At 41.6% G+C, this 26,118-nt stretch carries 21 protein-coding genes and 1 tRNA gene; 11 read left to right on the top strand and 11 right to left on the bottom strand.

Annotated features, from left to right (window positions below; genetic code table 11):
- Positions 1-32: 32 nt before the first annotated feature.
- The 4 genes from PHEP_RS07200 to PHEP_RS07185 all read right to left on the bottom strand — a co-directional run bounded on the left by PHEP_RS07200 (position 33) and on the right by PHEP_RS07185 (position 2,918).
- On the bottom strand, positions 33-215 hold the full coding sequence (locus PHEP_RS07200) for a hypothetical protein (protein WP_012781598.1): 183 nt from the start codon (positions 213-215) through the stop codon (positions 33-35).
- Between the two features lie 77 nt (positions 216-292).
- Positions 293-376, bottom strand: a tRNA-Leu gene (locus tag PHEP_RS07195).
- An 89-nt stretch (positions 377-465) separates the two neighbouring features.
- Positions 466-1,488: a glycoside hydrolase family 25 protein gene (locus tag PHEP_RS07190; protein WP_012781597.1), complete on the bottom strand. Its 1,023-nt coding sequence runs from the start codon at positions 1,486-1,488 to the stop codon at positions 466-468.
- Between the two features lie 59 nt (positions 1,489-1,547).
- On the bottom strand, positions 1,548-2,918 hold the full coding sequence (locus PHEP_RS07185; protein WP_012781596.1) for a dipeptidase: 1,371 nt from the start codon (positions 2,916-2,918) through the stop codon (positions 1,548-1,550).
- Between the two features lie 117 nt (positions 2,919-3,035).
- Here PHEP_RS07185 and PHEP_RS07180 point away from each other — a divergent pair, with 117 nt between their 5' ends.
- From PHEP_RS07180 to murA, 3 genes are all read left to right on the top strand, one after another.
- Complete coding sequence (locus PHEP_RS07180) at positions 3,036-5,345, top strand: ATP-dependent helicase (protein WP_012781595.1); 2,310 nt, start codon at positions 3,036-3,038, stop codon at positions 5,343-5,345.
- A gap of 176 nt (positions 5,346-5,521) precedes the next feature.
- Entirely contained in the window at positions 5,522-6,190 is a 669-nt protein-coding gene (locus PHEP_RS07175) for a DUF4290 domain-containing protein (protein ID WP_012781594.1), read from the top strand.
- A 33-nt stretch (positions 6,191-6,223) separates the two neighbouring features.
- A complete protein-coding gene (murA, locus tag PHEP_RS07170) occupies positions 6,224-7,549 on the top strand; it encodes a UDP-N-acetylglucosamine 1-carboxyvinyltransferase (RefSeq protein ID WP_012781593.1) in 1,326 nt (441 codons plus the stop codon).
- 91 nt (positions 7,550-7,640) lie between these two features.
- Here murA and PHEP_RS07165 read toward each other — a convergent pair whose 3' ends face one another.
- The 4 genes from PHEP_RS07165 to PHEP_RS07150 form a co-directional block, all read right to left on the bottom strand.
- Positions 7,641-9,002 (bottom strand): pyridoxal-phosphate dependent enzyme, encoded by a 1,362-nt coding sequence (locus tag PHEP_RS07165; RefSeq protein ID WP_012781592.1) that lies wholly within the window; start codon positions 9,000-9,002, stop codon positions 7,641-7,643.
- Positions 9,003-9,154: 152 nt separating this feature from the next.
- Entirely contained in the window at positions 9,155-10,246 is a 1,092-nt protein-coding gene (dprA, locus tag PHEP_RS07160; RefSeq protein ID WP_012781591.1) for a DNA-processing protein DprA, read from the bottom strand.
- A gap of 99 nt (positions 10,247-10,345) precedes the next feature.
- On the bottom strand, positions 10,346-10,978 hold the full coding sequence (gene rsmG, locus PHEP_RS07155; RefSeq protein ID WP_012781590.1) for a 16S rRNA (guanine(527)-N(7))-methyltransferase RsmG: 633 nt from the start codon (positions 10,976-10,978) through the stop codon (positions 10,346-10,348).
- Positions 10,969-12,099: a glycosyltransferase gene (locus tag PHEP_RS07150; RefSeq protein WP_012781589.1), complete on the bottom strand. Its 1,131-nt coding sequence runs from the start codon at positions 12,097-12,099 to the stop codon at positions 10,969-10,971. The genes rsmG and PHEP_RS07150 overlap by 10 nt, the downstream gene beginning before the upstream one ends.
- A 187-nt stretch (positions 12,100-12,286) precedes the next feature.
- Here PHEP_RS07150 and tgt point away from each other — a divergent pair, with 187 nt between their 5' ends.
- From tgt to PHEP_RS07125, 5 genes are all read left to right on the top strand, one after another.
- Entirely contained in the window at positions 12,287-13,417 is a 1,131-nt protein-coding gene (gene tgt, locus PHEP_RS07145; protein WP_012781588.1) for a tRNA guanosine(34) transglycosylase Tgt, read from the top strand.
- Positions 13,418-14,521 carry an LptF/LptG family permease gene (locus PHEP_RS07140; protein ID WP_012781587.1) on the top strand — a complete coding sequence of 368 codons (1,104 nt, stop codon included), beginning with the start codon at positions 13,418-13,420 and terminating at the stop codon, positions 14,519-14,521. It abuts the gene before it with no gap.
- A complete protein-coding gene (locus PHEP_RS07135) occupies positions 14,521-15,411 on the top strand; it encodes a DMT family transporter (RefSeq protein WP_012781586.1) in 891 nt (296 codons plus the stop codon). Before PHEP_RS07140 ends, PHEP_RS07135 begins: the two co-directional genes overlap by 1 nt.
- Before the next feature lie 341 nt (positions 15,412-15,752).
- Entirely contained in the window at positions 15,753-18,563 is a 2,811-nt protein-coding gene (locus PHEP_RS07130) for a TolB-like translocation protein (protein WP_012781585.1), read from the top strand.
- A gap of 3 nt (positions 18,564-18,566) precedes the next feature.
- Positions 18,567-18,839 carry a LapA family protein gene (locus tag PHEP_RS07125; protein ID WP_012781584.1) on the top strand — a complete coding sequence of 91 codons (273 nt, stop codon included), beginning with the start codon at positions 18,567-18,569 and terminating at the stop codon, positions 18,837-18,839.
- Between the two features lie 72 nt (positions 18,840-18,911).
- Here PHEP_RS07125 and PHEP_RS07120 read toward each other — a convergent pair whose 3' ends face one another.
- From PHEP_RS07120 to PHEP_RS07110, 3 genes are all read right to left on the bottom strand, one after another.
- Positions 18,912-20,078, bottom strand: a complete 1,167-nt coding sequence (locus PHEP_RS07120; RefSeq protein ID WP_012781583.1) for a trans-sulfuration enzyme family protein — start codon at positions 20,076-20,078, stop codon at positions 18,912-18,914.
- 46 nt (positions 20,079-20,124) lie between these two features.
- Positions 20,125-20,928 carry a 4-(cytidine 5'-diphospho)-2-C-methyl-D-erythritol kinase gene (ispE, locus tag PHEP_RS07115; protein WP_012781582.1) on the bottom strand — a complete coding sequence of 268 codons (804 nt, stop codon included), beginning with the start codon at positions 20,926-20,928 and terminating at the stop codon, positions 20,125-20,127.
- A gap of 62 nt (positions 20,929-20,990) precedes the next feature.
- The gene (locus tag PHEP_RS07110; protein ID WP_012781581.1) at positions 20,991-21,221 is read right to left on the bottom strand and encodes a hypothetical protein; all 231 of its coding nucleotides are present in this window, start codon (positions 21,219-21,221) and stop codon (positions 20,991-20,993) included.
- 486 nt (positions 21,222-21,707) lie between these two features.
- Between PHEP_RS07110 and PHEP_RS07105 the strand changes: the two genes are divergently transcribed.
- From PHEP_RS07105 to secDF, 3 genes are all read left to right on the top strand, one after another.
- On the top strand, positions 21,708-22,502 hold the full coding sequence (locus PHEP_RS07105; RefSeq protein WP_012781580.1) for a thymidylate synthase: 795 nt from the start codon (positions 21,708-21,710) through the stop codon (positions 22,500-22,502).
- Entirely contained in the window at positions 22,499-22,984 is a 486-nt protein-coding gene (locus PHEP_RS07100; protein ID WP_012781579.1) for a dihydrofolate reductase, read from the top strand. Before PHEP_RS07105 ends, PHEP_RS07100 begins: the two co-directional genes overlap by 4 nt.
- A gap of 113 nt (positions 22,985-23,097) precedes the next feature.
- The gene (gene secDF / locus PHEP_RS07095) at positions 23,098-26,070 is read left to right on the top strand and encodes a protein translocase subunit SecDF (RefSeq protein ID WP_012781578.1); all 2,973 of its coding nucleotides are present in this window, start codon (positions 23,098-23,100) and stop codon (positions 26,068-26,070) included.
- Positions 26,071-26,118: the final 48 nt, after the last annotated feature.

Below are 26,118 nucleotides of genomic sequence, written 5' to 3'. Positions count from 1 at the left end.
TCACGCCATCCGGTTGGGCGTGCGGATATATCTTATTTTTTTATGGTAATGGTACGGCCGGTAACCAGGTTAAAGCTATAGATTTTGTACAAGCCGTCGTCGTCCGTTTCTATACTTTCTACCAGGCCGGTTTTGCTAAAGGTATCGGTAACCAGGTCACCCTTCTTTACTTCCTGCAATACTTCCGAAGGCGTTTCATTGTTCAATCTGATCATTATATTAATTTATTGGGCGGTATTTACAATAACAAAAGCCTGCAAAACAATGTTTTGCAGGCTTTAAAGTTTCGACGTGCCCGAAGAGAGACTCGAACTCTCAAGGATTGTACTCCAACGGCTTCTGAGACCGCAACGTTTACCAATTTCGCCATCCGGGCATTGACATCACTAAAGAAAAATCCTTACTTGGCGCAAATATAGCATTATTGTTAATTTTTACGAATAGCTACAGAATTATTTTTAATTATTATTTGATCAGCAGGCGGTCAAATGCCAGGCTGTCCCCATTAAATGCATTAAAATCAACTACATGGTTGATCCCTGAGATTTTAGCTTTATCAGAATGCTGCCAGAAGTGCCAGTTTGTGGCCTCACTAACTTTTAATTTTGGCTGATGATAGTGTGCGATCCATAGTGGATATGCATCAAAATATCCCCGAAGATAGTCCTTATAAAAAGACAAGCCTGTATAAATGATGGGTTTAACACCAGTTTTCTTTTCAATATGTTTTAAGAATCCGGCTAACTGAACCCTCATTTTTGAGGCCGGTACACCATCCAGTTCTTCTATATCAACAACAGGCGGCAAATCTCCAGCTTCAAAATTAACGGTCTGCAAAAAGAACTTAGCTTGCCATTCACCTGGTTTTTGCGGCCTGAAATAATGGTAAGCGCCGCAAACAACCCCGGCCTTTGGTGCTTCACGCCAATTCCGCTGAAAATAAGGATCTACTTTAAACAAACCTTCAGTGGCCTTTATAAATGCAAAATCAATCTTAACATCATCTTCCTTCATGGCCTTAACCTGTTTCCAATCTATTTTGCCCTGATAGTAAGAAACATCAATGCCATGAATACCAAAACCTTTGGGTATCCTGATGTCAAAGCTGCTGTAAGTACGGTAACTGGGATCTTCGCCCAGGTCTTTTATCCATCGCCAGGTGGAAGAAAAACCTTTAATAATATATCCGTAATAGAATGGGGAAAGCAAAATCAGCAATAGTGCAGCTATCAAAAACTTAAGACCTACCGGCCATGGCTTTCTTTTTTTTACAACTTTCTTTCTTGGAGTTGTTTTTCTTCGAGGACGGCCTGATGCATCTGATTCATAAGTTTGACGGAAAGTAGATTTTCTGGAAGCAGGTGTTTTTCTAGGTGCTGGAGGCATGATCCTGCAAAAATACAATAAACTCTGAATACGCCATACAGGTCTGCTCCCAAAATAAAAAAGCCAATGTTCCTGGTCGACATCCGGATGCTTCTTCAGCATTCGCAGAGAGAAGGAATATTGACTTTTTTATAAATTAAGCACCGTACGTGCAAGAACAACTACTTACTCAATTCAGCAAAATACTTATGGAACAAAGGCAAAGTCTCTATTCCTTTATAGTAGTTAAAAATATCGTATTTCTCATTTGGCGAGTGAAGTGCATCACTATCCAGACCAAAACCAAAAAGCACAGATTTAATACCCAAAGCGCTTTCAAACAAGGCCACAATAGGGATACTTCCACCCCCACGGGTAGGAATTGGTGCTTTACCAAATGAATCTACAATGGCTTTTTCTGCTGCACGGTAGGCTACACTGTCTGTAGGCGTAACTACCGGCTCCCCTCCATGGTGGGTGGTAACTTTTACCTTTACATAATCGGGGGCTATGCTTTCAAAATGCCTGGTAAAGATGGCAGAGATCTCTTCAGAACTTTGGTTGGGTACCAGGCGCATAGAAATTTTAGCATTGGCTTTGGAAGGGAGTACCGTTTTGGCCCCTTCACCAGTATAACCGCTCCAGATGCCATTCACCTCTAAGGTTGGCCGGGTTCCGGTACGCTCTAAGGTAGAATAACCTTTTTCTCCCCATTCAGACCTGATATCCAGGTCTTCCTTATATTCATTTAAATCAAATGGGGCCGAATTTAATGCCTTTTTCTCTTCAGCTGTCAGTTCCAGTACTTTATCATAAAATCCGGGAATGGCGATATGGTTGTTTTCATCATGTAAGGAAGCGATCATTTTGCAAAGCACCGTTGCCGGATTGGCCACTGCACCACCATATACACCGGAGTGTAAATCGCGGTTAGGGCCTATAACTTCAACTTCCATATAAGCCAGGCCACGCAGTCCGGTTTCAATTGAAGGGTTTTCCATGCTGATCATGGAGGTATCAGAAATTAAAACCACGTCGGCCTTAAGGCGTTCTACATTTGCATTGACAAAAGTGCCCAGGTTTGCTGAACCTACCTCTTCCTCGCCTTCAATCATGAACTTCACATTGCAGCTTAGGGTATTGGTTTTCATCATCAGCTCAAAGGCCTTTACATGCATGTAAAACTGTCCCTTATCATCGCATGCGCCACGTGCATAGATCTTGCCGTCGCGTACAGTAGGCTCAAAGGGAGGGGTTTTCCATAATTCCAGCGGATCGGCCGGTTGCACATCATAATGACCGTAAATTAAAACTGTGGGCAGTTGTTCATCAATGATCTTTTCGCCGTAAACAATGGGGTAACCTGCGGTTTCACAAAGCTCTACTTTATCTGCACCGGCATCTTTCAGCTTTTGCGCTACAAAATCAGCAGTTTTAAGTACATCGCCTTTATATTTTGGGTCGGCGCTAACGGATGGAAAACGCAGCAATTCAAACAGCTCGTCTAAAAAACGCTGCTTGTTTTCTTCAACATATTTTTTGATCTCTTGCATAACAAATTAGTTTGGACAAAGATACAAGGTAAAAAATAATCCGGGGTAACTTATAGCATTAACAGTGTAGAATTTCTTAAATTTGCACTTTAACATAAGAAACAGCAGGAACGGATTTTGGATTATTTAGCAGGTTTAAACCCCCAACAACGCGCAGCAGTAGAAAATACACAAGGCCCGGCAATGATTGTTGCAGGTGCAGGTTCTGGAAAAACAAGGGTGATTACCTACAGGGTTGCCCATTTGATTGAAAAAGGGGTAGATGCCTTTAATATCCTGGTACTGACCTTTACCAATAAGGCCTCCAAGGACATGCGTGAGCGGATCATGAAAGTGATTGGCCCTGAGGCCAAAAATATCTGGATGGGTACCTTTCACTCTGTATTTGCTAAAATATTAAGGGTTGAGGCCGAGAAAATAGGCTATCCATCTAATTTTACAATTTATGACACTGACGACAGCAAAAGCCTGATCAGGACCATATTGCGGGAAATGCAGCTGGACGATAAACTGTACAATGCAAATTTTGTATACAACAGAATCTCTTCTGCTAAAAACAACCTGGTTTCGTATACAGAGTACATGCAAAATCCTGAAATCCAGGCCGAGGATGTAAGCAATAAACGGCCTTTGATCGGGGTGATTTATGAAACTTATACCAAGCGCTGCTTTAAAGCTGGTGCAATGGATTTTGATGATCTGTTGTTCAAAACGAATGTTTTGCTGAAAACCCATCCCGATGTACTGAACAAATACCAGCAGAAATTTAAATACCTGATGGTAGATGAGTACCAGGATACCAACTTTTCGCAGTATACAATTGTTAAAAAGCTGGCCGCCGCTTATCAGAATATATGTGTGGTGGGTGATGATGCCCAAAGTATTTATGCCTTCAGGGGGGCGAACATCCAGAACATCCTGAACTTTGAACGCGATTATCCCGATTTAAAGGTCTATAAACTGGAGCAGAATTACCGTTCCACCCAAAATATTGTTGAGGTGGCCAACAGTATCATCGCAAACAATAAAAATCAGCTGGAAAAGAACGTATTTTCTGATAATGAAGCGGGCGACAGGATCAAGGTACAACGTGCTTTTACGGATAATGAGGAAGGTAAAATGGTAGCAGAGGCCATTGTACAGGAACGTTCATCCAAGGGTTACGATTACCACGATTTCGCTATCCTGTACAGGACAAATGCCCAGTCGCGCGCCATGGAGGAGGCTTTAAGAAAATTAAATGTACCTTATAAGATATACGGCGGTCTCTCCTTCTATCAGCGGAAAGAGGTAAAGGATTTAATTGCCTATTTCAGGTTAACTTTTAATCCTGCTGATGAAGAGGCCATTAAAAGGGTAATCAATTACCCGCGCAGGGGTTTGGGCGACACAACGGTAGAGAAAATCATGGTGGCTGCCGATCAGCACAACATTACGATGTGGCAGGTGATCTGCAACCCGCAGCAATACATACCAGGCAGAATTGCCAATCAACTGAATGATTTTGCCGTAATGGTCCAGAGTTTTGCTGTTGAGGCAAAGAAACTGGATGCTTACGAAACAGCTTTATACATTGCCCAGCATTCCGGAATTTTAAAGGAACTGCATGCCGACCAGTCGGAAGAGGGGCGTGGCCGGCATGAGAACATACAGGAGCTGTTAAATGGTATTAAGGAATTTGGTGAGCGTGAAGACATTGAAGACCGTAGTCTGGCTATTTTTATGCAGGATATTGCATTACTGACCAACGATGATAAAGCTGACGACAAGAACAAGGACACGGTTTCATTGATGACCATCCACTCGTCCAAAGGTTTGGAGTTCAAGAACGTATTTGTAGTTGGGCTGGAAGAAAACCTGTTTCCTTCGCAGATGTCGCTAAATTCCCGCAGCGACCTTGAAGAGGAGCGCAGACTGTTCTATGTAGCCGTAACCCGTGCAGAAAAAAAGCTGACCCTCACCTACTCTACCTCAAGGTATCGCTGGGGAACGCTGACCAATTGTGAACCCAGCAGGTTTATAGATGAAATTAATGCCCGTTATCTGGAAATTGAAGTGGTAAAACCTGCAAAAAGCAGCCTGACCGAAAACAGTTTCAGCGATGAAAGACGGAGCTGGACACAGCAACGGGATACTTTTAGCAAACCAAAACCAGCCTCAGGAGGTACAGGAACAGTAAGTACGCAGGCACCAAGGCCAAAAACTACCGCCATGTTACCTAAAGCACACGTGCCCACACCGGGTTTTACCCCCGATGCTGCAAGTGCTTTTCAGAATGGCATGGATGTAGAGCATGAAAAATTTGGTTTCGGAAAAATTATCAGTCTGGAAGGGACCTTACCTGATGTAAAAGCAACCGTGTTTTTCCAGGGCCTTGGCAACAAACAATTGTTACTAAAATTTGCTAAGTTGCGAATTGTGAAATAACCCTTATATTTACAGCACATACAGGAAGCCCCGTGCCTCCCAAATAAACAAAAAACTGATTGTAATATATAAAAAACCGGCCTTTTGTCGTTATTTCTTTAAAGACTATGCCGGTATAAATGAGCCAGATTTATGACAAGCGGCCCATTCTAATTATAAAAACGAAACATATATAAATGAATTTCGAATACAACACCACAAGAAACGAGTTGATATTAGCCGAATACGGCCGTAATGTACAAAACATGGTAAAGTACATTATTGAACTCCCAGATCTTGAAGAACGCAATAAATACGCACAGGCAGTTATAGATTTAATGGGCTTTTTAAATCCTCATTTACGTGATGTTGCCGATTTTAAGCACAAGCTTTGGGATCATTTACACATCATTTCGGGTTATAAAATTGATGTGGACAGTCCCTATCCAAAGCCAACCCCGGAAGCAGCATTGGTAAAACCAGAGCATATCGGCTATCCTCAGCAAAGAATTACCTACAAACATTATGGTAAAACTGTTGAAATGATGATAGAAAAAGCCAAAGCGGTTGAAGAACCGGAACGCAGGGCTGCTATGGTACAGGGCATTGCCAATTTTATGAAAATGGCTTATGTAACCTGGAACAAAGACAGCGTGGCAGATGAAACAATTTTAAAGAACCTCCGCGAACTGTCGGGCGGACAACTCCAGCTGGATGAGAATGTGAATTTAAATAAAGTTGAATTTAAGCCTGTTGTAGCCAGACCATCCAACAACAATAACAACCGCGGAAGAAATAATGGTAAAGGCAGACAAAACAACAACAACCGCCCTGCACGCAACAACAACGGCAAACAGCGACACTAATTTTACCGGTTTACCATACATCTTACGAATAACATGAACGCATTTGAAATTATTGGCGGAAAGAAACTAAAGGGCGAAATTCAACCCCAGGGGGCTAAAAATGAGGCCTTACAGATCATCTCTGCTGTTTTATTGACTGATCAGAAGATCACCATAAGCAATATACCCGATATAAAAGATGTAAATAAACTGATTGAATTGCTGGGAGATATGGGTGTGACCATCGAACGCCTGAATAAAGATACCTATACTTTTGAAGCTAAAAACATCAACCTTGATTTTTTCCAGTCGGACGTTTTTAAAACGAAAGGCGGAGGTTTAAGAGGTTCAATTATGATTGTTGGCCCATTACTGGGCCGCTTTGGCAAAGCCGCCATTCCTAAACCAGGTGGCGATAAAATTGGTCGTAGAAGACTCGATACGCACTTTATTGGTTTTGAGAAACTGGGGGCAAAGTTTATATACGACAGTAAAAAAGAGTTCTTCAATGTTGATGCAACGAATTTACAAGGTGCTTACATCCTGCTGGATGAAGCATCCGTAACAGGTACGGCCAACATTGTTATGGCAGCTGTACTCGCTAAAGGTACAACAACCATTTACAATGCGGCTTGCGAGCCCTATCTGCAACAACTGTGCAAAATGCTGAACCGCATGGGTGCTAAAATATCGGGCGTAGGGTCCAATTTGCTGACCATTGAAGGTGTTCAGAAACTGGGTGGAACCGAACACAGGATGCTGCCTGATATGATAGAAATAGGCTCTTTCATAGGTTTAGCTGCCATGACAGAATCGGAAATTACCATAAAAAATGTTTGCTACCCTGAGCTGGGCGTAATACCTGATGTATTTAAAAAACTGGGAATCAAATTTGAGCTGAAAGGAGATGACATTTATATTCCTTCACAGAAACATTATGTAATTGAGTCCTTTATTGATGGTTCTATGCTAACCATTTCAGATGCCCCATGGCCTGGTTTTACGCCCGATCTGCTGAGCATTATTTTAGTTGTAGCTACACAGGCACGCGGAAATGTACTGATCCATCAGAAAATGTTTGAAAGCAGGCTGTTCTTTGTGGATAAACTGATAGACATGGGTGCACAGATCATTCTTTGCGATCCGCACAGGGCCTCCGTAAATGGCATAGACAAGAAGTATAAATTAAGGGGGATCAGCATGACTTCCCCGGATATCCGTGCAGGCGTATCCCTGCTGATCGCCGCACTATCGGCAGAAGGAAAATCAACCATATTCAATATAGAGCAGATTGAGCGTGGTTATCAGGACATCGATACCCGTCTGCGTGCCCTGGGTGCACAGATCAAACGTATAGAAGCCTCGGCCCCGACACATTAAGTTTACTTGACAGGTATAAACCATAAAAAAAGCCCCTAACTGGGGCTTTTTTATTTGGGTGTTGTTTTTGTCTCGGTATATTTTTAATGGGCTAACCCGAAATTGCATTGATGATGTCGTATTGTGTAATGATCTCAATTTTACCTTGTTCGTCTTCAACCAGTACGGCACTGTTTTCTTTATTGATCAAAGAAGAAATCCTGTCTATAGAAGTGTTCAAATCAACAAAAGGGAAACCCGCCGACATGATCTGCTGAACAGGCGCAGATTTTAACGATGGGTTTTCCAGCAGGGCTTTCAGGATATCTCCTTCGGCCAATTTACCTATTACCATACCTTTTTGGGTAACCGGTATTTGTGAAATATTGAGCATATTCATGCTGTTGATGGCCTCCAGGATTGTTTTTTCACAATCTATGGTGACGATCTCAGCACTTTCTTTCTTTTTAATGATCGACCGGGCCGTAAGTTTTTCATCCTTAAGGAAACCACGCTCCCTTAACCAGTCTTCATTGTACATTTTACCCATATATCGACTACCATGATCGTGAAAAATCACCACCACCACATCTTCAGGTTTTAGTTTATCCTTTAACTGCAGCAATCCAGCAATAGCAGAACCAGCAGAATTACCAACAAATATCCCTTCCTTCCGGGCAATATCACGGGTCATTAATGCAGCATCCTTATCCGTTACTTTCTCAAAAAGATCGATGATGTCAAAATCTACATTTTTTGGCAGAAAATCTTCGCCTATACCTTCTGTGATATAAGGATAGATCTCATTTTTATCTAATATCCCTGTTTCTTTATATTTCTTAAAAACTGATCCATAGGTATCTATACCCCATACTTTAATATCCGGATTTTGCTCTTTGAGATATCTTCCTGTGCCCGAAATTGTGCCACCCGTACCTACCCCCACTACAAGATGGGTGATCTTACCTTCAGTTTGCGCCCATATTTCAGGACCAGTCTGTTCGTAATGGGCCTGGGAATTGGATAAATTATCGTATTGATTTGGTTTCCAGGAATTTGGCACCTCACGCTCCAATCGGGAAGATACCGAATAATAAGAGCGCGGGTCTTCTGGTTCTACGTTAGTGGGACAAACGATTACCTCGGCCCCAAAGGCCCGTAAAGCATCTACTTTTTCTTTAGACTGCTTGTCGGTAGTGGTAAAAATACATTTATAACCTTTAATGATAGCCGCCATAGCCAGCCCCATTCCGGTATTACCGGAGGTACCTTCTATAATTGTACCTCCCGGTTTCAGCTTGCCGCTTTTTTCCGCATCTTCAATCATCTTTACCGCCATTCGATCCTTAATCGAGTTTCCAGGATTTGTAGTTTCAATCTTAGCCAATACAGTTGCAGGAATATCTTTAGTAATGTTATTCAATTTTACCAGTGGCGTATTGCCAATGGTTTCTAAAATATTATTGTACCACATACTGCAAAAATACGGATTGAAGATTGGAATTCTACAAACAAATAAATATTCATAATATAATATTGCTTTACTGATTATTACAAAACAACATTTTATTCTAGTATTCCAATAGACTTACAAACAGACGATAATAATGGCAAATGAAAAATATTCTAATTCAGCTTATAAAATTTGCCGGGTAAGGCCACCAGAATGCCCTGCATTTCCAGGCTAAGCAGGTGCATGGCCAGCTTGCTCTGGCTGAAATTTAACTGCTGTCCTATTTCATCAATACCAATTGGTGTAGCTGTTAAAATATTTACGATCTTTTGTTCCTCGTCAGAAAGACCTACGGGTAATTGCAGTTGCGAACTGCTTTTTTCGGAAACTATCTCATCCCAACCCAAATAATAGATCAGATCTTTGGCATGACTGATCAGGGAGGCCCTGTTGGTCTTGATTAAAAAGTTACATCCTGCAGAATACTGGTCATTCGTTCGTCCCGGATAAGCGTACACATCTCTGTTGTAAGAATTTGCGATATCAGCAGTAATCAAAGCCCCACCTTTTGTCGTGGCCTCCACAACAATTGTTGCATCAGCAATACCAGCAATAATTCGATTCCGTTTTGGAAAATTCTCCTTATCGGGGATGGTATCTGGTAGAAATTCAGTTAACAGACCACCGTTGAGCAACATTTTTTGGGCTACAGGTTTATGCAGGGCTGGATAGATGCGGTCTAAACCATGTGCCAATACGCCCACTGTAGGTATATTCTGCTGTAAACTTTCCTTGTGGGCAGCTACATCTATGCCATAGGCCAGTCCGCTCACGATGATTACCCGATATGGGGCAAGGGTCTCTGCCAGCTCCCTGCACAGTTTACGGCCATATTCTGTTGCCCTTCTGGTGCCTACGATACTGATGATCCGGAAATGATTTAAATCTGCATTGCCCTTATAATACAATAAAACCGGCGCATCATGGCAGTTCCTCAGGCGCCATGGATAGTTTTCATCGGTATAAAAAAGTACCTGTATGCGGTGTTTCTTAATAAATGCCAGCTGTTTTTCAGCAATTTCAAAGACATCATGATTTAAGATCTGTGTGGCAACCACCTCTCCTATACCAGAAATTTCCATTAACTGATATTTATCAGCTTTAAAAATCGCTTCTGCACTCCCAAATTGGTCGAGCAGGTTCCTTGCGATGACATCCCCTACACTTTTGATCAGTGTAAGACCTATTTTGTGGATTAAACTCATAGGCTAAGTTAGACAGTTTAGCAGCATTAAACCACAGCAACAACAGTATCCAATTGAAAATCAGACAGATTAAATTAAAAATATAAGTTGGTAACCGTACTACTGCGGAATGTAAACCACGTATTTGGTTTCAAAAAACTCTTCTTTAAAGTAAGCTGAAAGCGGATATAATTCCGCTTTCAGGCCTGATTCGGCAATTTCTTCGGTCAAATCTCCCCCCTTCAAATACAGAATCCCATTTTGAATGGCATTTTTAGAGTCCTTATTAAACTTCCCTTTAATCCAGGGGTAAAAATCAATCAGGCGTGTTACTGCCCTTGATACGATAAAATCAAATTTGTCCGTTACCTGTTCTGCCCGCAAATGGCTTGCCTTTACATTTTCCAGACCAAGGGCCGAGGCAACTTCTGTTACCACTTTGATCTTTTTGCCAATGGAATCTACCAGATGAAAATAAGTTTCCGGAAATAAAATGGCCAGTGGAATACCTGGAAAACCACCACCTGTACCCACATCAAGTACCTTTTCGCCCGGTTTAAAGGTGCAGAATTTGGCAATCCCCAATGAATGCAGGATATGACGTTCATAAAGTTCATCTATATCTTTTCTCGAAATGACATTGATCTGTGCATTCCAAAAACTATATAAACTATACAACTGATCAAACTGGGCAATTTGCTTTTCAGTCAGATCTTTAAAGTATTCCTGTATTAACGTTGATTTTATTTCCACTGTATTTTTTTAACAAATATAGATACAAAGCCATTAAAGACTAAAAAAATGAATAATAGTAAATCCAGCACAGGAAACCACCAGCTCAAATCAGCATAACTGAGCCGCTTTAAAAGCCTGGGATAGATAAAACACCTGACAATGATGCTAAGGGCCAATATCACCAGCGCAGGATAAAATGTTGTTTTGAAAAACAGCAACAGCGCAAATACCACATAAAAAAGAAATTGTACCATAATCTGGGCCGATAAAATAAACTTGTGTTTGGCTTTATACAATTTACCAGCACCAAAATGACGTTTTTTTTGCCGTAAATAAGCCCCGAAACTGGTATTGGGCACGCTCCATACCTGTGCATCTTTATTGATCCTTATTGCAGTATTGTTGTGGTGTGCATGTGCATTTACAAAAAGGTCGTCATCTCCGGAAGGAATGTGCATATGTGCTGCAAAACCTTTATTGTTAAAGAAAAGTGATTTTTTATAGGCCATGTTCCGGCCTACCCCCATATAAGGCATTCCTTTCAGGGCAAAAGACAGGTAATTGACCGCTGTAAAAAAGGTTTCAAACCTAATCAGGGCATTTAAAAGCCCTTTTTTCTTCAGGTAAGGTGAATAGCCCAAAACAATCTCGGTCTGGTCGTCATCAGGCTGCTGCATCCCCAGTAACCAGTTGGGAGAAGCCGGCATACAATCGGCATCAGTAAATACCAGCCATTCGTTTGAAGTAGCCTTTATACCCATGGTTACCGCAAATTTTTTACCGGCAATAAACTTACTTCCTTCATTTACCGTAACGATTTTAAGATGTTTGTATTGTTTTGAAAATTCTTCAAGCAGGTCTTTTGTACCATCCCAGGAACGATCATTTACCACAACCACCTCGTAATTGGCATAATTCTGTTGCAGCACCACAGGAAGATATTGTTTCAGGTTTTCGGTCTCATTGCGCGCACAGATCACTACACTTAAAGGTTTTGCAGCCCTATCCGGTATTTCATCCACCTTTACGAGCGCCAGTTTAAGGTGAACAAACAAGCTAAAATATAGCTGTATCAGAAAACAAAAAATCAATATGCCGAGCAGGCAATTCTCCAGGCTCACTAATAAGGTTAATTCCACGATCTACTTTTGAAGGTGTCAAATTTCTGGTTTTTAATCTGTAATGTTCGTTTATGTTGATAAAAAATTTAACCTTTTTATAGCTTGTTTTTTGCTATTTTTGCCGGGATTTTAATTGGTGACTGAAAATTTAATAAGCCGGACAATATTTGCCGGCCAGCCAGTTAAAAACAATAAATACACATAAATGAAATTCAATTTAGCGGCAAAAGATATACATTCGAAAGCGAGGGCAGGCACAATCACAACAGACCATGGCGAAATACAGACGCCCATTTTCATGCCTGTTGGCACTGCAGGAACGGTTAAATCGATTAACCAGCAGCAACTTAAAAATGATATTGATGCTAAAATCATCTTAGGAAATACGTATCATTTATATTTAAGACCTGGTCTCGATATTCTGGAACGCGCAGGCGGTCTACATCAGTTTATTGGCTGGGACCGTCCGATCCTGACGGATAGCGGCGGCTATCAGGTGTATTCCTTAAGTAAGGTAAGGAAGATAAAGGAAGAGGGCGTGACCTTCCGCTCTCATATAGATGGCTCCAAACACCTTTTTACACCAGAATACGCAATGGACATTCAGCGTACCATCGGGGCCGATATTATTATGGCCTTCGATGAATGCACCCCCTATCCATGTGATTATAAATACGCAGCAAACTCCATCAACATGACCCACAGGTGGCTAAAACGCTGTTGTACACGCTTTGATACCACAACACCCAAATACGGTTTTGACCAAACCCTGTTTCCTATCGTACAGGGATCTGTATACAAAGACCTGCGCGTAAAATCAGCAGAATTTATTGCGGCTATGGGCCGGGAAGGTAACGCCATTGGTGGTCTTTCTGTAGGTGAACCTGCAGAAGAAATGTATGCCATGACCGAAGTGGTTTGTGATATACTTCCTTACGAAAAACCACGTTATTTAATGGGTGTGGGCACCCCGATCAACATTTTAGAGAACATTGCCCTCGGTGTAGATATGTTTGATTGTGTGATGCCAACCAGAAATGCCAGAAATGGCATGCTTTTCACTAAAAATGGGGTCATCAATATCAGCAATAAAAAATGGGCCGATGATTTTTCTCCTATTGAGGCAGAAAGTGATCTGGTTGCAGACCAGGTGTACTCTAAAGCCTATTTAAGACATTTAATGCACTCCAAAGAGATGCTGGGTGCACAAATTGCAACTTTACATAACCTCCACTTTTATTTATGGCTGGTTAAAACTGCCCGTGAAAAAATTATGAGTGGAGAATTTTACGCCTGGAAAAACAAAATGGTTACTATATTAGGTAATAAATTGTAAATGAACTTTATCAAGGACAGGGTCAAAATTCTCGACTGGTATATCATCAGCAAATATCTGGGCACGTTTTTATATACGCTTACCTTATTTGTAGTGATCATCATTATTTTTGACCTGTCGGAGAAACTGGATGATTTTTTAAGTGCCAACCTTACCTTCTGGCAGGTCATATCACTTTATTACGCCGGCTCTATCCCTTATTATGTAAATATGCTGTCGCCGCTGATCAATTTTATAGCGGTTATATTTTTTACTGCAAAAATGGCCGACCAAACTGAAATTGTGCCTATTTTAAGTGGGGGAGTAAGCTTTAACCGTTTTCTTCTTCCCTATTTTGTATCTGCATTTGTCATTTTTGCGGTTAACCTGGCTTCCAACTTATACATCCTGCCCTATACCAATCAGCTCAAAAACACTTTCGAGAATACCTACGTAAAGAAAAATGATCCATCCAGCAAAAGCAATATCCATATGAAGCTGGACGACAACACCTATATCTTTATGGATAATTTCGACAATAAGAGCAAAACAGGTACAAAATTCTCATTAGACAACTTTAAAGGGGATGTGCTGACCAAGAAGCTTATTGCAGACGAAATCAAATGGGACTCCTTAAAACGATCATGGAAGCTAACAAACTATTCTATAAGATATGTGAACGGCTTAAAGGAAACTTTTGTAAGCGGTACTTCCCTTACAAAAGACACGGTACTTGACATGCGGCCGGACGACTTCTCTGCTTACGACAATGTCTTTGAAAATTTAAGCAATAAAGAACTCTCTGAAAAGATCAGAAAAGAAAGAATCAGGGGCTCCGGTATCTGGAACGACCTCTTATTTGAGCAATACAAACGCTATTTACACCCTTTGTCGGCTTTTGTTTTAACCCTTATAGGTGTCGCATTATCCTCCAGAAAGGTGCGTGGAGGGGTTGGACTGCCCTTAGGTATCGGAATTTTATTAAGTTTTGCTTACATTGTATTTAACCAATTCGCAAAAATGTTTTCTCTTAAAGGCGGCATGCCTCCGTTACTGGCTGTAATTGCACCCACTTTATTTTTTGGTTTACTGGGCTTTTATCTGCTCAGAAAGGCCCCCAAATAATGTCTGCCAAAGCTGTAAATCCCGGCAAAAACCTGCTGATATTACATCTTACGGTATTCATCTGGGGCTTTACCGGCATACTTGGCGCCTTGATCTCCATCAATGCCGTACAACTGGTATGGTATAGGGTTTTAATAGCCAGCATCACCCTTTTCGTCTACTTTAAATTTAGTAAAACCAGCCTGAAAGTTGAAAAAAGGCAGTTTTTAGCCTTCTTTTTTACAGGCAGCATTGTAGCCCTGCACTGGATCCTTTTTTTTCAGGCCATCAAGGTTTCTACGGTATCGGTCACACTGGTTTGTCTCTCCTCCTTTACGCTTTTTACAGCGATCCTGGAACCACTCATCAAAAAACAAAAGCTACAGACAGCAGATATTATCGTCGGTTTAATGATCATTTTTGGTATTTATCTCATCTTTAAATTCGAATCACGATATACGTCCGGCATCATTTTAGGGCTGTCTGCAGCTCTTGCCTCCAGTCTTTTTGCCACCATAAATTCTGTCCTGGTACAAAAAAGCAATCCTGTTATCATCGGTTTCTATGAAATTACAGCAGCCTTTTTCTGGATTACATTGTACCGTTTATTCGACGGCAGCCTGCTTCTGGAACGTTTCAGTTTAAGCACTTCCGACTGGCTGTACCTGATGTTGCTGGGCACCATCTGCACCGCTCTGGCCTATGTTGCAGGGGTAGCTGTCATGCGCACTTTATCCGCTTTCAGGGTTGCCCTCGTTACCAATCTTGAACCGGTATATGGTATACTTTTGGCCTTCATTTTCTTTGGGACAAAAGAGGCTATGTCTATCGGATTTTACCTTGGTGCGGTCATTATTTTAGCTGCCGTATTCCTGTATCCACGTTACAAAAAATATAAAAAACACGGCTAAAAATCCTTGCCTCGTGCAGGGTAGGGGAGCAAAAATTGTGCTAGCCAGCAGCTCTTTTTTGTATACAGAAACTATATCCAACACCTAAATTTAATTTTATTTATCAGCTAAATAGTGTACCTTAACAGCACATTTAAACACCAAACCGGAAAGAATGGGCAATAGATAAAAAACAGCCATAAAAGCAAGAAAAAATCAAGAAAACCATTCAAACACAAAATAAAAATAAAATACATAAAACATTAAAAATCAAATAAATAATTAATACACTTAAAATAAAAGATAATATAAAATCTGATTTAAAAATTTCAAAATACTAACTATTTTAGTAAAACACCTAAATGAACCAAAAAAACAACAATAAATCATTGACAATCAGTTTAAAAATAACATTAATATTAAGTTTTATTTCATATCCTGTTTTTTCACAGATTTTCAATGCAGAACAAAACCCACTTAGTGTAAAATGGCGTCAGATTCAAGCTTCCGGATTTAAAGTCATCTATCCCCGGGAGCTGGAAAAAGAGGCCCAGAGAATGGCCAATACCCTACCTCACATTTACCCTTATGTAGGGGGCAGTTTGGGCCGGCAAAAAACAAGCATTCCGGTACTCCTCCAAAACCGTGGGGTAGTGTCAAACGGCTTCGTTCAGCTGGGCCCAAAAAAGTCGGAATTTTATACCACCCCTCCGCAGCAGTTCGACAGTCAGGACTGGCTGAACAACCTTGCTGTACACGAGCTCCGGCACGTGGCCCAGTTCGACAAACTAACCGGCGGGAAGGCCCACCCTTTTCCGGAAGAAGTTCACCTCGCCTGGTTCGGGGCAAGTATCCCGATCTGGTTTTTTGAAGGCGATGCCGTGAGCACTGAAACTTCACTGACCAATGCCGGCCGGGGAAGACAGCCTTCATGGATCATGCCTTACCGGGCAGCCCTGCTGGAAGGCAAAAACTTTTCTTACAGCAAAGCCAGTTTCGGCTCCGACAAAGACATCACGCCCGGCTATTATCAATTGGGCTACCTCATGGCCTCCAACATCAGAAAGCAGGAGGGTAAATATATTTTCGATAGTGTGCTTACCGATATCCGCCGCCGCCCTTTCCGCCTCTACCCTTTTTCCAATACCCTTAAAAAATTTACAGGCAAAGGAAGCCACCAATGGTTTAAGCAAACCAACAGCCTGCTGAAAGAAAAATGGACAGCACAGGCCGAAAAATCCCATACAGAAAATTACAGCGCACTAAACAAACCGTCCAGCTACGCCAGTAACTACTTTCTTCCGGTAAGATTAACAGCAAACACCATATTAACTTTAAAGCAAAGTAAAGCCGATGTTCCTCAGTTTACGGTTATAGGCAAAGACCGGAAAGAAACCAGATTGCTGAACATTGGTCCGCAGGAACAACCATGGTACAGTTATGCCAACGGACTTATTGTTTGGGATGAGATCCGGTATGATCCAAGGTACCGTCAGCGCAGTTACAGTGTAATCTGCAGCTACGATATGAAATACAAGCTTGTCAAAAAGTTAAGCAGTAAAAGCAGGCTCTTCTCGCCTTCCCTTTCTGCTGATGGTAAAAAAATAATAGCAGTCAGGTTTGACCTGAGCAACCAGTGCAATCTGGTTGAGCTGGATGCAGGCAATGGAAAACTGTTGTACACCTATCCAAATCCGGAAAACCTGATCCTGCAAACCCCTTCTTTCAGTGAAGATGGCCATACAGTTACCTACATCAGTGTCAGCGAGCAGGGCAAGGCCTTATGGACCAGCAACAGGTCGGGACAAACCAGACAACTGATCGCCCCATCGCAACAGCAGATCACAAGGCCCATATTCATTGACCAGCAAATCGCATTTAACGCGCATTACAGCGGAGTTGACAATATTTACAGCGTAGACATCCAATCAAAGAAAATAAGCGCACTGAGCGACGCAAAATACGGTGCGTTCAATCCGTCATTCAGCAAAAGTTCATCCACCGTAATTTTTAACAATTATATGCCCGGAGGGTATGAAGTTGCCGAAATGTCTTTGAAGGCCCTTCGGCCAGAAAAAAATAATTTTGTCTATTTCGGTGAACCTGCCCAGAAACAGGAAAATACCGGCAATGTATTTTCAAAAATTCCCGACAGCACTTACACGTCCAGGCCTTACGCAGCCCTGGGAAATTTATTTAATGTACACAGCGTGATCCCGATCATTGAAGATGAATACCAGTTCGGATTACAGCTCAACTCAGACAACCTGCTCAATACCCTGAGCGCCTTTGCCGGAGCGGAATACCACCGTGACCTGGACCGTTTTGAATACAATGTCGGATTTAGTTTGAAAAGCTTTTATCCCATTATCAGCACTACTTATCGCAACAGGCCAAGAAGAACATTTTACAGTACAAACAAGGGTATATATCAGGGCGACTGGCGTGAGCACAATATTCAGCTGCAGGCCTTGCTGCCCATTAACCTGAACGCCCTGGGCGATACTTACAGTTTGTCGTTAAAAACAGCTACCAGCTTTACCCAGCGGTACGCTGCCCAGAACATGCCCGGAAACTACATCTCCGTACTCCGGTTTCCTATGGAATATGGATTTACCTTTACCCACGCTATGCGGCAGGCCGAACGCGATATTGCCCCAAAATGGGCACAGATCTTAAGGTTTACCTATCAGCACCAGCCTTTTGACAAACAGCTGGACGGTCGCCTGTTTGCTGCAGAGGGTTTTCTTTACTTTCCCGGATTTTTCAGGAACCATTCCTTTCTGGCCAATTTTAATTATCAAACCGCCACCGGAGTAAGAAAGTACGACAGGGAAATTAACGCCGTATACGGCTATAACAACATCAGGGCAACAAGTATGCTCAAAAACACCTTATTGTTCAATTACAGGTTCCCTATTGCCTTCCCCGATGCAGAACTTGGCCCTGTTGCTTATTTTAGAAATTTCAGGGGCGGCTTATTTTGTCATTATGAGAACATAGGTGCGGGCACTACCTTGTCCGAACCCAAGACATACGGGTTTGAACTGCATACCAGCATGAACGTACTCCGTTACCAACCCATCGTAGATTTAGGGGCCAGATGTGTATTTGTAAACAAAACTTATCACCAAAACCCTATATTAGAGTTAATTTTAAACTACAGTTTTTAAATTATGCGTGTAAAGACCGTTTTCATTATCATTTTTACTGCCCTGATCACTATTTTTTTAATGATCAATACCGATGCAGTGGAATTTAATTTTATTTTTCTGAAAAAAGACATTTCCAAACTGCTGGTGGTGGGCGTATGTACTTTTATAGGTTTTGTACTCGGCTATTGGGCCGGACGGCCTAAAACAACGGTAAGTACGTACGACAGGGAAATTGATGAACACAGCACAAAAAAAAATAACCTGAGCGACGAAGACCGGGATTACATCAGCTGATACTGGTCTGGTTAACTGAGAAAGCCCTGCATCTAAACGATACAGGGCTTTCTCAGTTCATTAAACTTGCAATTATACCAAGGCCTGTTCAATATCCCCGATGATATCATTGATGTGTTCTAAGCCGATAGACAGACGAATGGTCCCCTGCTCAATACCTACCTGTAAACGTTCCGCTTCCGTTAATTTGGAATGCGTACTGGTAGCCGGGTGCGTAGCGATAGAACGGGTATCGCCAAGATTGGCCGAGATAGAGAACATTTTTAATTTATTCATAAACCTGCTGGCCGCTTCAGCACCCCCTTCAATAACCAAAGTAACAATACCACCACCCTGTTTCATCTGCTTTTTAGCGATTTCATACTGAGGGTGCGACGGTAAAAACGGATACATTACTTTTTTGATGCTGGCATGTGCCTCTAAAAATTCAGCCACCTTCAAAGCGTTCTCACAATGCCTGTCCATACGCACCGCCAGTGTTTCCAAACTTTTAGAAAGCAACCAGGCATTAAATGGCGACATGGCAGGTCCGCTATGTCTTGCAAATCCTTCAATATCTTTGATGTGTTTTGCCGAACCGAGGATAATACCTCCAAGGGTACGTCCCTGCCCGTCAATAAATTTTGTAGCAGAATGAATGGAAATATCAGCCCCGAGTTTTATCGGCTGCTGTAAATATGGGGTAGCAAAACAATTGTCTACCACCAGCATTATGTTGTTTTTCTTCGCTAGTTTAGCCAGCCATTCCAGATCTATGATATCAATACCAGGGTTGGACGGCGTTTCAACAAATATCATCTTTGTATTTGACTGTATTCCTTTTTCCCATTCTTCCGGTTTATCCAGATCGGCATAGGTATAACTGATGCCCCATTTAGGAAAAATATTATTCAGCAGCTGATGCGTAGAACCAAAGACAGAACGACTGGACAACACATGATCGCCCGATGCTAAAAAAGTTAAAAAAGTAGTAAATATGGCGGCCATTCCACTAGCTGTTGCCCAGCCTGCTTCTGCACCTTCCAGTACCGACATTTTATTGATCAGTTCATCAGTGTTCGGGTTTGCGTAGCGGCTGTAAACATTTCCTTCCTTCTCGTTCGCAAAAAGCGCACGCATATCCTCAGCATCGTCAAATTTGTAACTGGATGTCAGGTACAGTGGTACCGAATGTTCTTTAAACTGGGTCCTCTCGGCTTGTAAACGTATGGCCAACGTTTCGAAATTGTCTTCTTGCATTTTGTTTATTGATGATCCACGTAAATATTTTTATTTTCAAAAGGAATTAAATGTTGTAAAACACTTTATTCCCATTTTCCAGTTCCGGCAAACTGACTTCATGCTCAAAAATTGCAAAAACACTGGCCCCGCTTCCACTCATTAAAGCAAAGAGGGCACCCGATTGGTAAAGTTTTTTTTTGACCAGTTCAATTTCCGGGTATTTCGAAAACACAGTGGATTCAAAATCATTTTCAAGATGCTGTTTCCATGTTTTCAAGGGCAAATGTATTAAATCTTTTACCGATCTGCTAGGAATTACAGGCTTAATTCCCGCATAAGCCGCTGCCGTAGAGACATGAACAGGCGGTTTTACCAGTACCACATAATAATTTGACAAATCTATTGCGATTGGCTGAAATTCATCCCCCTTTCCAAAAGCATAAACAGGTCGGTTCTCTATAAAGAAAGCGCAGTCTGCACCCAGTTCCCGGGCATAGTTTTGCATTTTTACTACAGATAGGCCCAGTTTAAATTTGTCATTTACCAGTCTGATCAGCTGTGCTGCATCTGAAGAACCCCCACCAAGACCAGCGCCCACCGGAATATTCTTCAGCAAAGTAATTTGCTGTGCCGGCAAATCAAAATCCTTTTTTAACAAATTAAAGGCCTTCAAACATAGGTTATCCCGCGTATCTCCGGGCACATCTATCCCTTTTACAAGACATATGGTGTTTTCGGAATCAGTAATCTCAACAACATCATTCAGCTTTACAGGATAAAAGACCGTTTCGATATCATGATAACCATCAGGTCTTTTTCGGGTAACGTTTAGGCCAAGGTTTATTTTGGCATTGGCAAATGCAAGCATCGGCGATCTCTATTTTGTTCAGGCCGTAAACTTACAAAAAACCAAACAGCTTATATTTACTTTTAATGCCACTGGTTGCGCAAAGTCATGCGCATGTGCTGCTGAAACATGCGTTCTCTGTATTTACGCTGTGCAGCTTTTTTAGCATACCTGGACATGTTCCATAAAAACAGGATGAGCGTAAGTGTAGCACCTGCTGCGTAGGCCAGCAGCGGATTGTCCATTTTAGCACCGGCAAAGTATGATCCGGCAATGAGTAATGCCGTAAGAATTGCGTATAATCCGATCTTCATCTGATAAAAATACGAAGAACTTTAAACCTAAGAAACAAAGGTTATCAACTTATCCACATTTTCAGGTACCCTCAGGTCATCTGCTATGCCCGACCTTTTGCTTTAACCTTCGGATATAGTTTCCTTATCCTTTCCTTATGGCTGCTTCAATTGTAGATACATCAGGGATAAGGGAAGACCAGTTCAATTACACCATAACAGAAGAAGCTTTGGGCCAGACATAAGGGAGCCGGAAGAGGTGTAAAGCCTTTGGTTAGGTTAATAAAAAGAGGGTGCTAAAATCATGGAAAAATTGCGTTTAAAATCGGTTTTCTAGGTGTATACAGCTACGAGACACGTATGAAACACCTAGAAAACACCTATAAAAGACCTAGTATTAGTAAGCCGTAACCAAACAATAACCAGACACTCAGTCAACAAAGTTCCCCTTATTTTATATGTACACATTAATACGTACTTTTGCCTGGCAAGTATCCAGTAAATATAATGAAACAATATCTAGATCTGATGCAGCATGTGCTGGATCATGGCACACAAAAACACGACCGTACCGGAACCGGAACCATCAGCGTATTTGGCTACCAGATGCGTTTTAACCTGCAGGAAGGTTTCCCTATGGTGACCACTAAAAAACTACACCTGAAATCGATCATTCATGAACTGATCTGGTTTTTAAGTGGCGATACCAATATCAAATACCTGAAAGATAACGGGGTAAAGATATGGGACGAATGGGCGGATGAAAATGGCGACCTTGGACCGGTATACGGTTCGCAATGGCGGTCGTGGCCAAAACCCGGTGGTGGTCATATCGATCAGATTGCGCAGATTGTAAACACCATTAAAAACAATCCGGATTCGAGAAGGATCATTGTTTCGGCATGGAATGTTGCTGAAGTTGAAAACATGGCCCTACCACCTTGTCATGCCTTTTTTCAATTTTATGTGGCCGATGGAAAACTGAGCTGTCAATTGTACCAGCGCAGTGCGGATATCTTTTTAGGCGTTCCTTTTAACATTGCATCTTATGCCTTACTGACCATGATGGTGGCCCAGGTATGTGGCCTTGCTTATGGAGATTTTATCCATACCCTGGGAGATGCCCATTTGTACAATAACCACATTGAACAAACCAGGTTACAGTTGAGCCGTGAACCCAGAAAATTACCGGTCATGGAAATCAATCCTGAAATAAAAGATATATTCAGTTTCAGCTATGAAGATTTTACCCTGAAAGATTACGACCCGCATCCACACATTAAAGGAGCAGTAGCCGTATGACCGTATCCATAGTTGTGGCGATTGCCGAAAACAATGCCATCGGCAAAAACAATGAACTGTTGTGGCACCTGCCTACAGACCTGAAACATTTTAAACAGCTCACCAGCGGGCATACCATTATTATGGGCCGCAAAACCTTTGACTCCATTGGCAAACCACTACCCAACAGACGCAATATTGTAATTACCCGCTCAAACAGCCTGGAAATACCGGGGGCTGAAGTAGTGAACAACATAGATCAGGCCTTGGCGCTCTGCACAGCCGAAAAAGAGGTTTTTATAGTGGGCGGTGCAGAAATTTACAGACAGGCGATGGACAAAACGGATAAGATTTACCTGACCACGGTACATGCAGGGTTTGAGGGCGATGCTTATTTCCCCGAAATTGATCGAAAAAAATGGGAGGAAGTTGATAATGAGCCACATCAGCCCGACGAAAAAAACAACCTTGCTTACACATTTTCGACACTGCTGCGTAAATAGCTGAAGCCCTATAATAAAAAATCAATAAGGTGGCCTATTAATTAAAAAAATAATTAGATTTGCCGACTTGTTAAAAAAATATATAGCATATATAGACTAATAATTACAAACAAATGCAGGGTAAAGGTTTAATTAAATTTTTGGCAATACTTTTAGGTATTGTCTGTGTGTATTATCTCTCGTTCAACTTTGTTACCTCTAAAGTTGAAAAAGACGCAAAAGCTTACGCTAAAGGGGACGTAGAAAAAGAAAAAGCTTATTTAGATTCGATGGCCACCGTGCCTGTTTATCCGCTTTTTGGATTTAATTATCAGTTCTGCAAATCAAAAGAAATTAAACTGGGGCTTGACCTTAAGGGCGGTATGAACGTAACGATGGAAATATCGTTAGGTGAACTGGTTAAATCTTTGGCCAGCAATACAGATGATGTTAATTTTAACAAAGCCCTTTCCAATGCTCAGCAACAATTAAATGCTGGTGGAAAAGATTTCATCAGTTTGTTTGTGAATGAATATGAAAAACTTGCGCCGGGTAAGAACCTGGTAGATTTTTTCTCTAATCAGGACAATGCAAAACTATTAAAACCAAATGCAAGCAATAACGAAGTAAAAAGCTTTTTATCTAAAGAAGCTACCAGTGCTATCGACCGTTCGTTCATTATCATCAGAAGCCGTATTGATGGTTTCGGTGTAGTAAGCCCGAACATGCAGAAACAGGAAGGTACCAACCGTATCCTTATCGAAATGCCGGGTGTGCAGGACAAAGAGCGTGTCCATAAATTGTTACAAGGTTCTGCCGAACTACAGTTCTGGCAGGTTTACCAGAACGAGGAAGTATATCCGGTTTTGGAAAATATCAACAAAACACTTGCCCTTACTTTAAAAGATACAACAACTGCTACAGGTGCAGCTAAAGATACTACAGCAAAAAGCGGAAGTAAACTGGCAGGACTGGCTAAAAAAGCTGATGCTAAAGATTCATTAAGCTTAAAAAACAATGAGGCAGCCAAATCTAACCCATTGTTTGCCGTATTGACACCTCCAACCTACCAATCGGAAAACGGTCAGCCGGCATTACGCCCGGGACCAGTTGTTGGCTGGACTGCGCAAAAAGATACAGCTAAAGTAAACGCCTTCTTTAAAAGACCAGAAATTGCAGCCATCATTCCTCAGAGCTATAAGTTTATGTGGAGTGCCAAACCTGCCGACCTGGGTGTGGCCAATACAAGTAAAATATTTGAACTGTATGCCATTAAAGTGACTTCATTGGATGGTAAACCAGATTTAGGTGGCGAAGCCATTAGCGATGCCCGTCATGATTATGACCAGAAAGGCAAACCTGAAGTAACCATGTACATGACCGGCGATGGTGCTGCCAAATGGAAAAAAATCACTGCAGAAGCTTCGGCGGATGCCAACAATAAAAAAGCAATCGCTATTGTACTGGACAATACTGTTTATTCTGCACCGACGGTACAAAATGAGATTCCTAACGGTATTTCTTCTATTACCGGTAACTTTACAGTAAACGACACACAGGATTTGGCCAACATCTTAAAAGCAGGTAAATTACCTGCACCGGCAAGAATTGTTGGAGAATTCGTTGTAGGTCCATCCCTTGGAGAAGTGGCCATACACAATGGCTTGCTGTCATTTGTGCTGGCCTTCGTAGTGATCCTGATCTTTATGGCTTTGTATTATAACAAAGCCGGATGGGTAGCCAACCTTGCCCTTGTGATCAACCTGTTCTTCATCATGGGTATACTGGTGTCGCTGGGTGCCGTGCTTACCTTACCGGGTATTGCCGGTATCGTACTGGTAATCGGTTTATCGGTAGATGCAAACATCCTGATCTTTGAGCGTGTAAGGGAAGAACTTACTTTAGGTAAATCTACACCTGCAGCCATTAAAGAAGGTTTCAAACATGCCATGTCGTCCATTATCGATTCAAACGTAACGGTATTGGTACTGGGTGTGATCCTTTATGTATTCGGTAGCGGCCCGGTTCAGGGTTTTGCCACCACCCTTTGTATTGGTATCCTCTCTTCTTTATTCTGTGCCGTACTGATCTCCCGTTTGATCTTCGATACCTTGTTAGACAAAAAAGCCAACATTACTTTTGGCAACAAATACACCATTCACGCATTTAAAAATATCGCTTTCAACTTTGTTGGACACAGAAAGCTTTATTATACCATATCCTCAATAATTATTGTTTTAGGTTTCATCTTCTATTTCAAACATGGCGGCTTAAACCTGGGTATCGATTTTAAAGGGGGTAGAACTTATATCGTTCACTTCGATAAAGGCATGCATACCGAAGATGTGAAAGCACAGCTGGCTGCTGTATTCCCTGAATCGGAGACCATTGTTAAAACTGCGGGTGCTGATAATGAACTGAAAATTACTACTACTTTCCACATCACAGATTCTGATATCCAGGCTGATAAAATTGTAGAAAATGCCTTAAAAGCAGGTTTGGCCAAAACAGGTGTGAATTATACTATTGAAAGTAACGAAAAGGTAGGCCCTATCATTGCAAGCGATATTGTATACAGTGCTTATGGTGCCATATTGTTCTCCTGCCTGGTAATGTTTATTTATATCGTAGTAAGGTTTAAAAAACTAAATTATGGTTTAGGTGCGGTTATCGCTTTGTTCCATGATGTATTGCTGGTACTTTCTTTCTATACCATTTTAGATGGGGTACTGCCCTTCTCATTAGAGATTGGCCAGGACTTTATAGCTGCTATTCTGACAGTTATGGGTTATACCATGACAGAAACCGTAGTTGTATTTGACAGGATCCGTGAGAAACTTGCTGAATCTGGTAAAGAAGACCTGCATGGAAAAGAAAGAGAAACACTGATTAACTTTGCGCTGAACAGTACATTAAGCCGTACTATTCTGACTTCATTAACCGTGTTCTTTGTGTTGCTGGTTATCTTTATCTTTGGTGGCGCCAGTATCCGCGGCTTTATATTTGCCCTGTTAATTGGTCGTATTATCGGTACTTATTCTTCACTGTGTATCTCTACACCAATTGTATTGGATTTGGGTGAAGCCAAAGTAAAAGACAAAAAATAAGTAATTACTTATAAATGATAATAAAAGGCATCCTTTTTGGGATGCCTT

The organism is Pedobacter heparinus DSM 2366, assembly GCF_000023825.1.
GTDB lineage: Bacteria > Bacteroidota > Bacteroidia > Sphingobacteriales > Sphingobacteriaceae > Pedobacter > Pedobacter heparinus.
This window is presented reverse-complemented; position numbering and strand designations above follow the sequence as displayed.

Coding starts and splice junctions, on each gene's coding strand:
- PHEP_RS07200 (WP_012781598.1), bottom strand. CDS start 215: ATGATCAGATTGAACAATGAAACGCCTTCGGAAGTATTGCAGGAAGTA.
- PHEP_RS07190 (WP_012781597.1), bottom strand. CDS start 1,488: ATGCTGAAGAAGCATCCGGATGTCGACCAGGAACATTGGCTTTTTTAT.
- PHEP_RS07185 (WP_012781596.1), bottom strand. CDS start 2,918: ATGCAAGAGATCAAAAAATATGTTGAAGAAAACAAGCAGCGTTTTTTA.
- PHEP_RS07175 (WP_012781594.1), top strand. CDS start 5,522: ATGAATTTCGAATACAACACCACAAGAAACGAGTTGATATTAGCCGAA.
- murA (WP_012781593.1), top strand. CDS start 6,224: ATGAACGCATTTGAAATTATTGGCGGAAAGAAACTAAAGGGCGAAATT.
- PHEP_RS07165 (WP_012781592.1), bottom strand. CDS start 9,002: ATGTGGTACAATAATATTTTAGAAACCATTGGCAATACGCCACTGGTA.
- dprA (WP_012781591.1), bottom strand. CDS start 10,246: ATGAGTTTAATCCACAAAATAGGTCTTACACTGATCAAAAGTGTAGGG.
- tgt (WP_012781588.1), top strand. CDS start 12,287: ATGAAATTCAATTTAGCGGCAAAAGATATACATTCGAAAGCGAGGGCA.
- PHEP_RS07140 (WP_012781587.1), top strand. CDS start 13,418: ATGAACTTTATCAAGGACAGGGTCAAAATTCTCGACTGGTATATCATC.
- PHEP_RS07135 (WP_012781586.1), top strand. CDS start 14,521: ATGTCTGCCAAAGCTGTAAATCCCGGCAAAAACCTGCTGATATTACAT.
- PHEP_RS07130 (WP_012781585.1), top strand. CDS start 15,753: ATGAACCAAAAAAACAACAATAAATCATTGACAATCAGTTTAAAAATA.
- PHEP_RS07125 (WP_012781584.1), top strand. CDS start 18,567: ATGCGTGTAAAGACCGTTTTCATTATCATTTTTACTGCCCTGATCACT.
- PHEP_RS07120 (WP_012781583.1), bottom strand. CDS start 20,078: ATGCAAGAAGACAATTTCGAAACGTTGGCCATACGTTTACAAGCCGAG.
- ispE (WP_012781582.1), bottom strand. CDS start 20,928: ATGCTTGCATTTGCCAATGCCAAAATAAACCTTGGCCTAAACGTTACC.
- PHEP_RS07110 (WP_012781581.1), bottom strand. CDS start 21,221: ATGAAGATCGGATTATACGCAATTCTTACGGCATTACTCATTGCCGGA.
- PHEP_RS07105 (WP_012781580.1), top strand. CDS start 21,708: ATGAAACAATATCTAGATCTGATGCAGCATGTGCTGGATCATGGCACA.
- PHEP_RS07100 (WP_012781579.1), top strand. CDS start 22,499: ATGACCGTATCCATAGTTGTGGCGATTGCCGAAAACAATGCCATCGGC.
- secDF (WP_012781578.1), top strand. CDS start 23,098: ATGCAGGGTAAAGGTTTAATTAAATTTTTGGCAATACTTTTAGGTATT.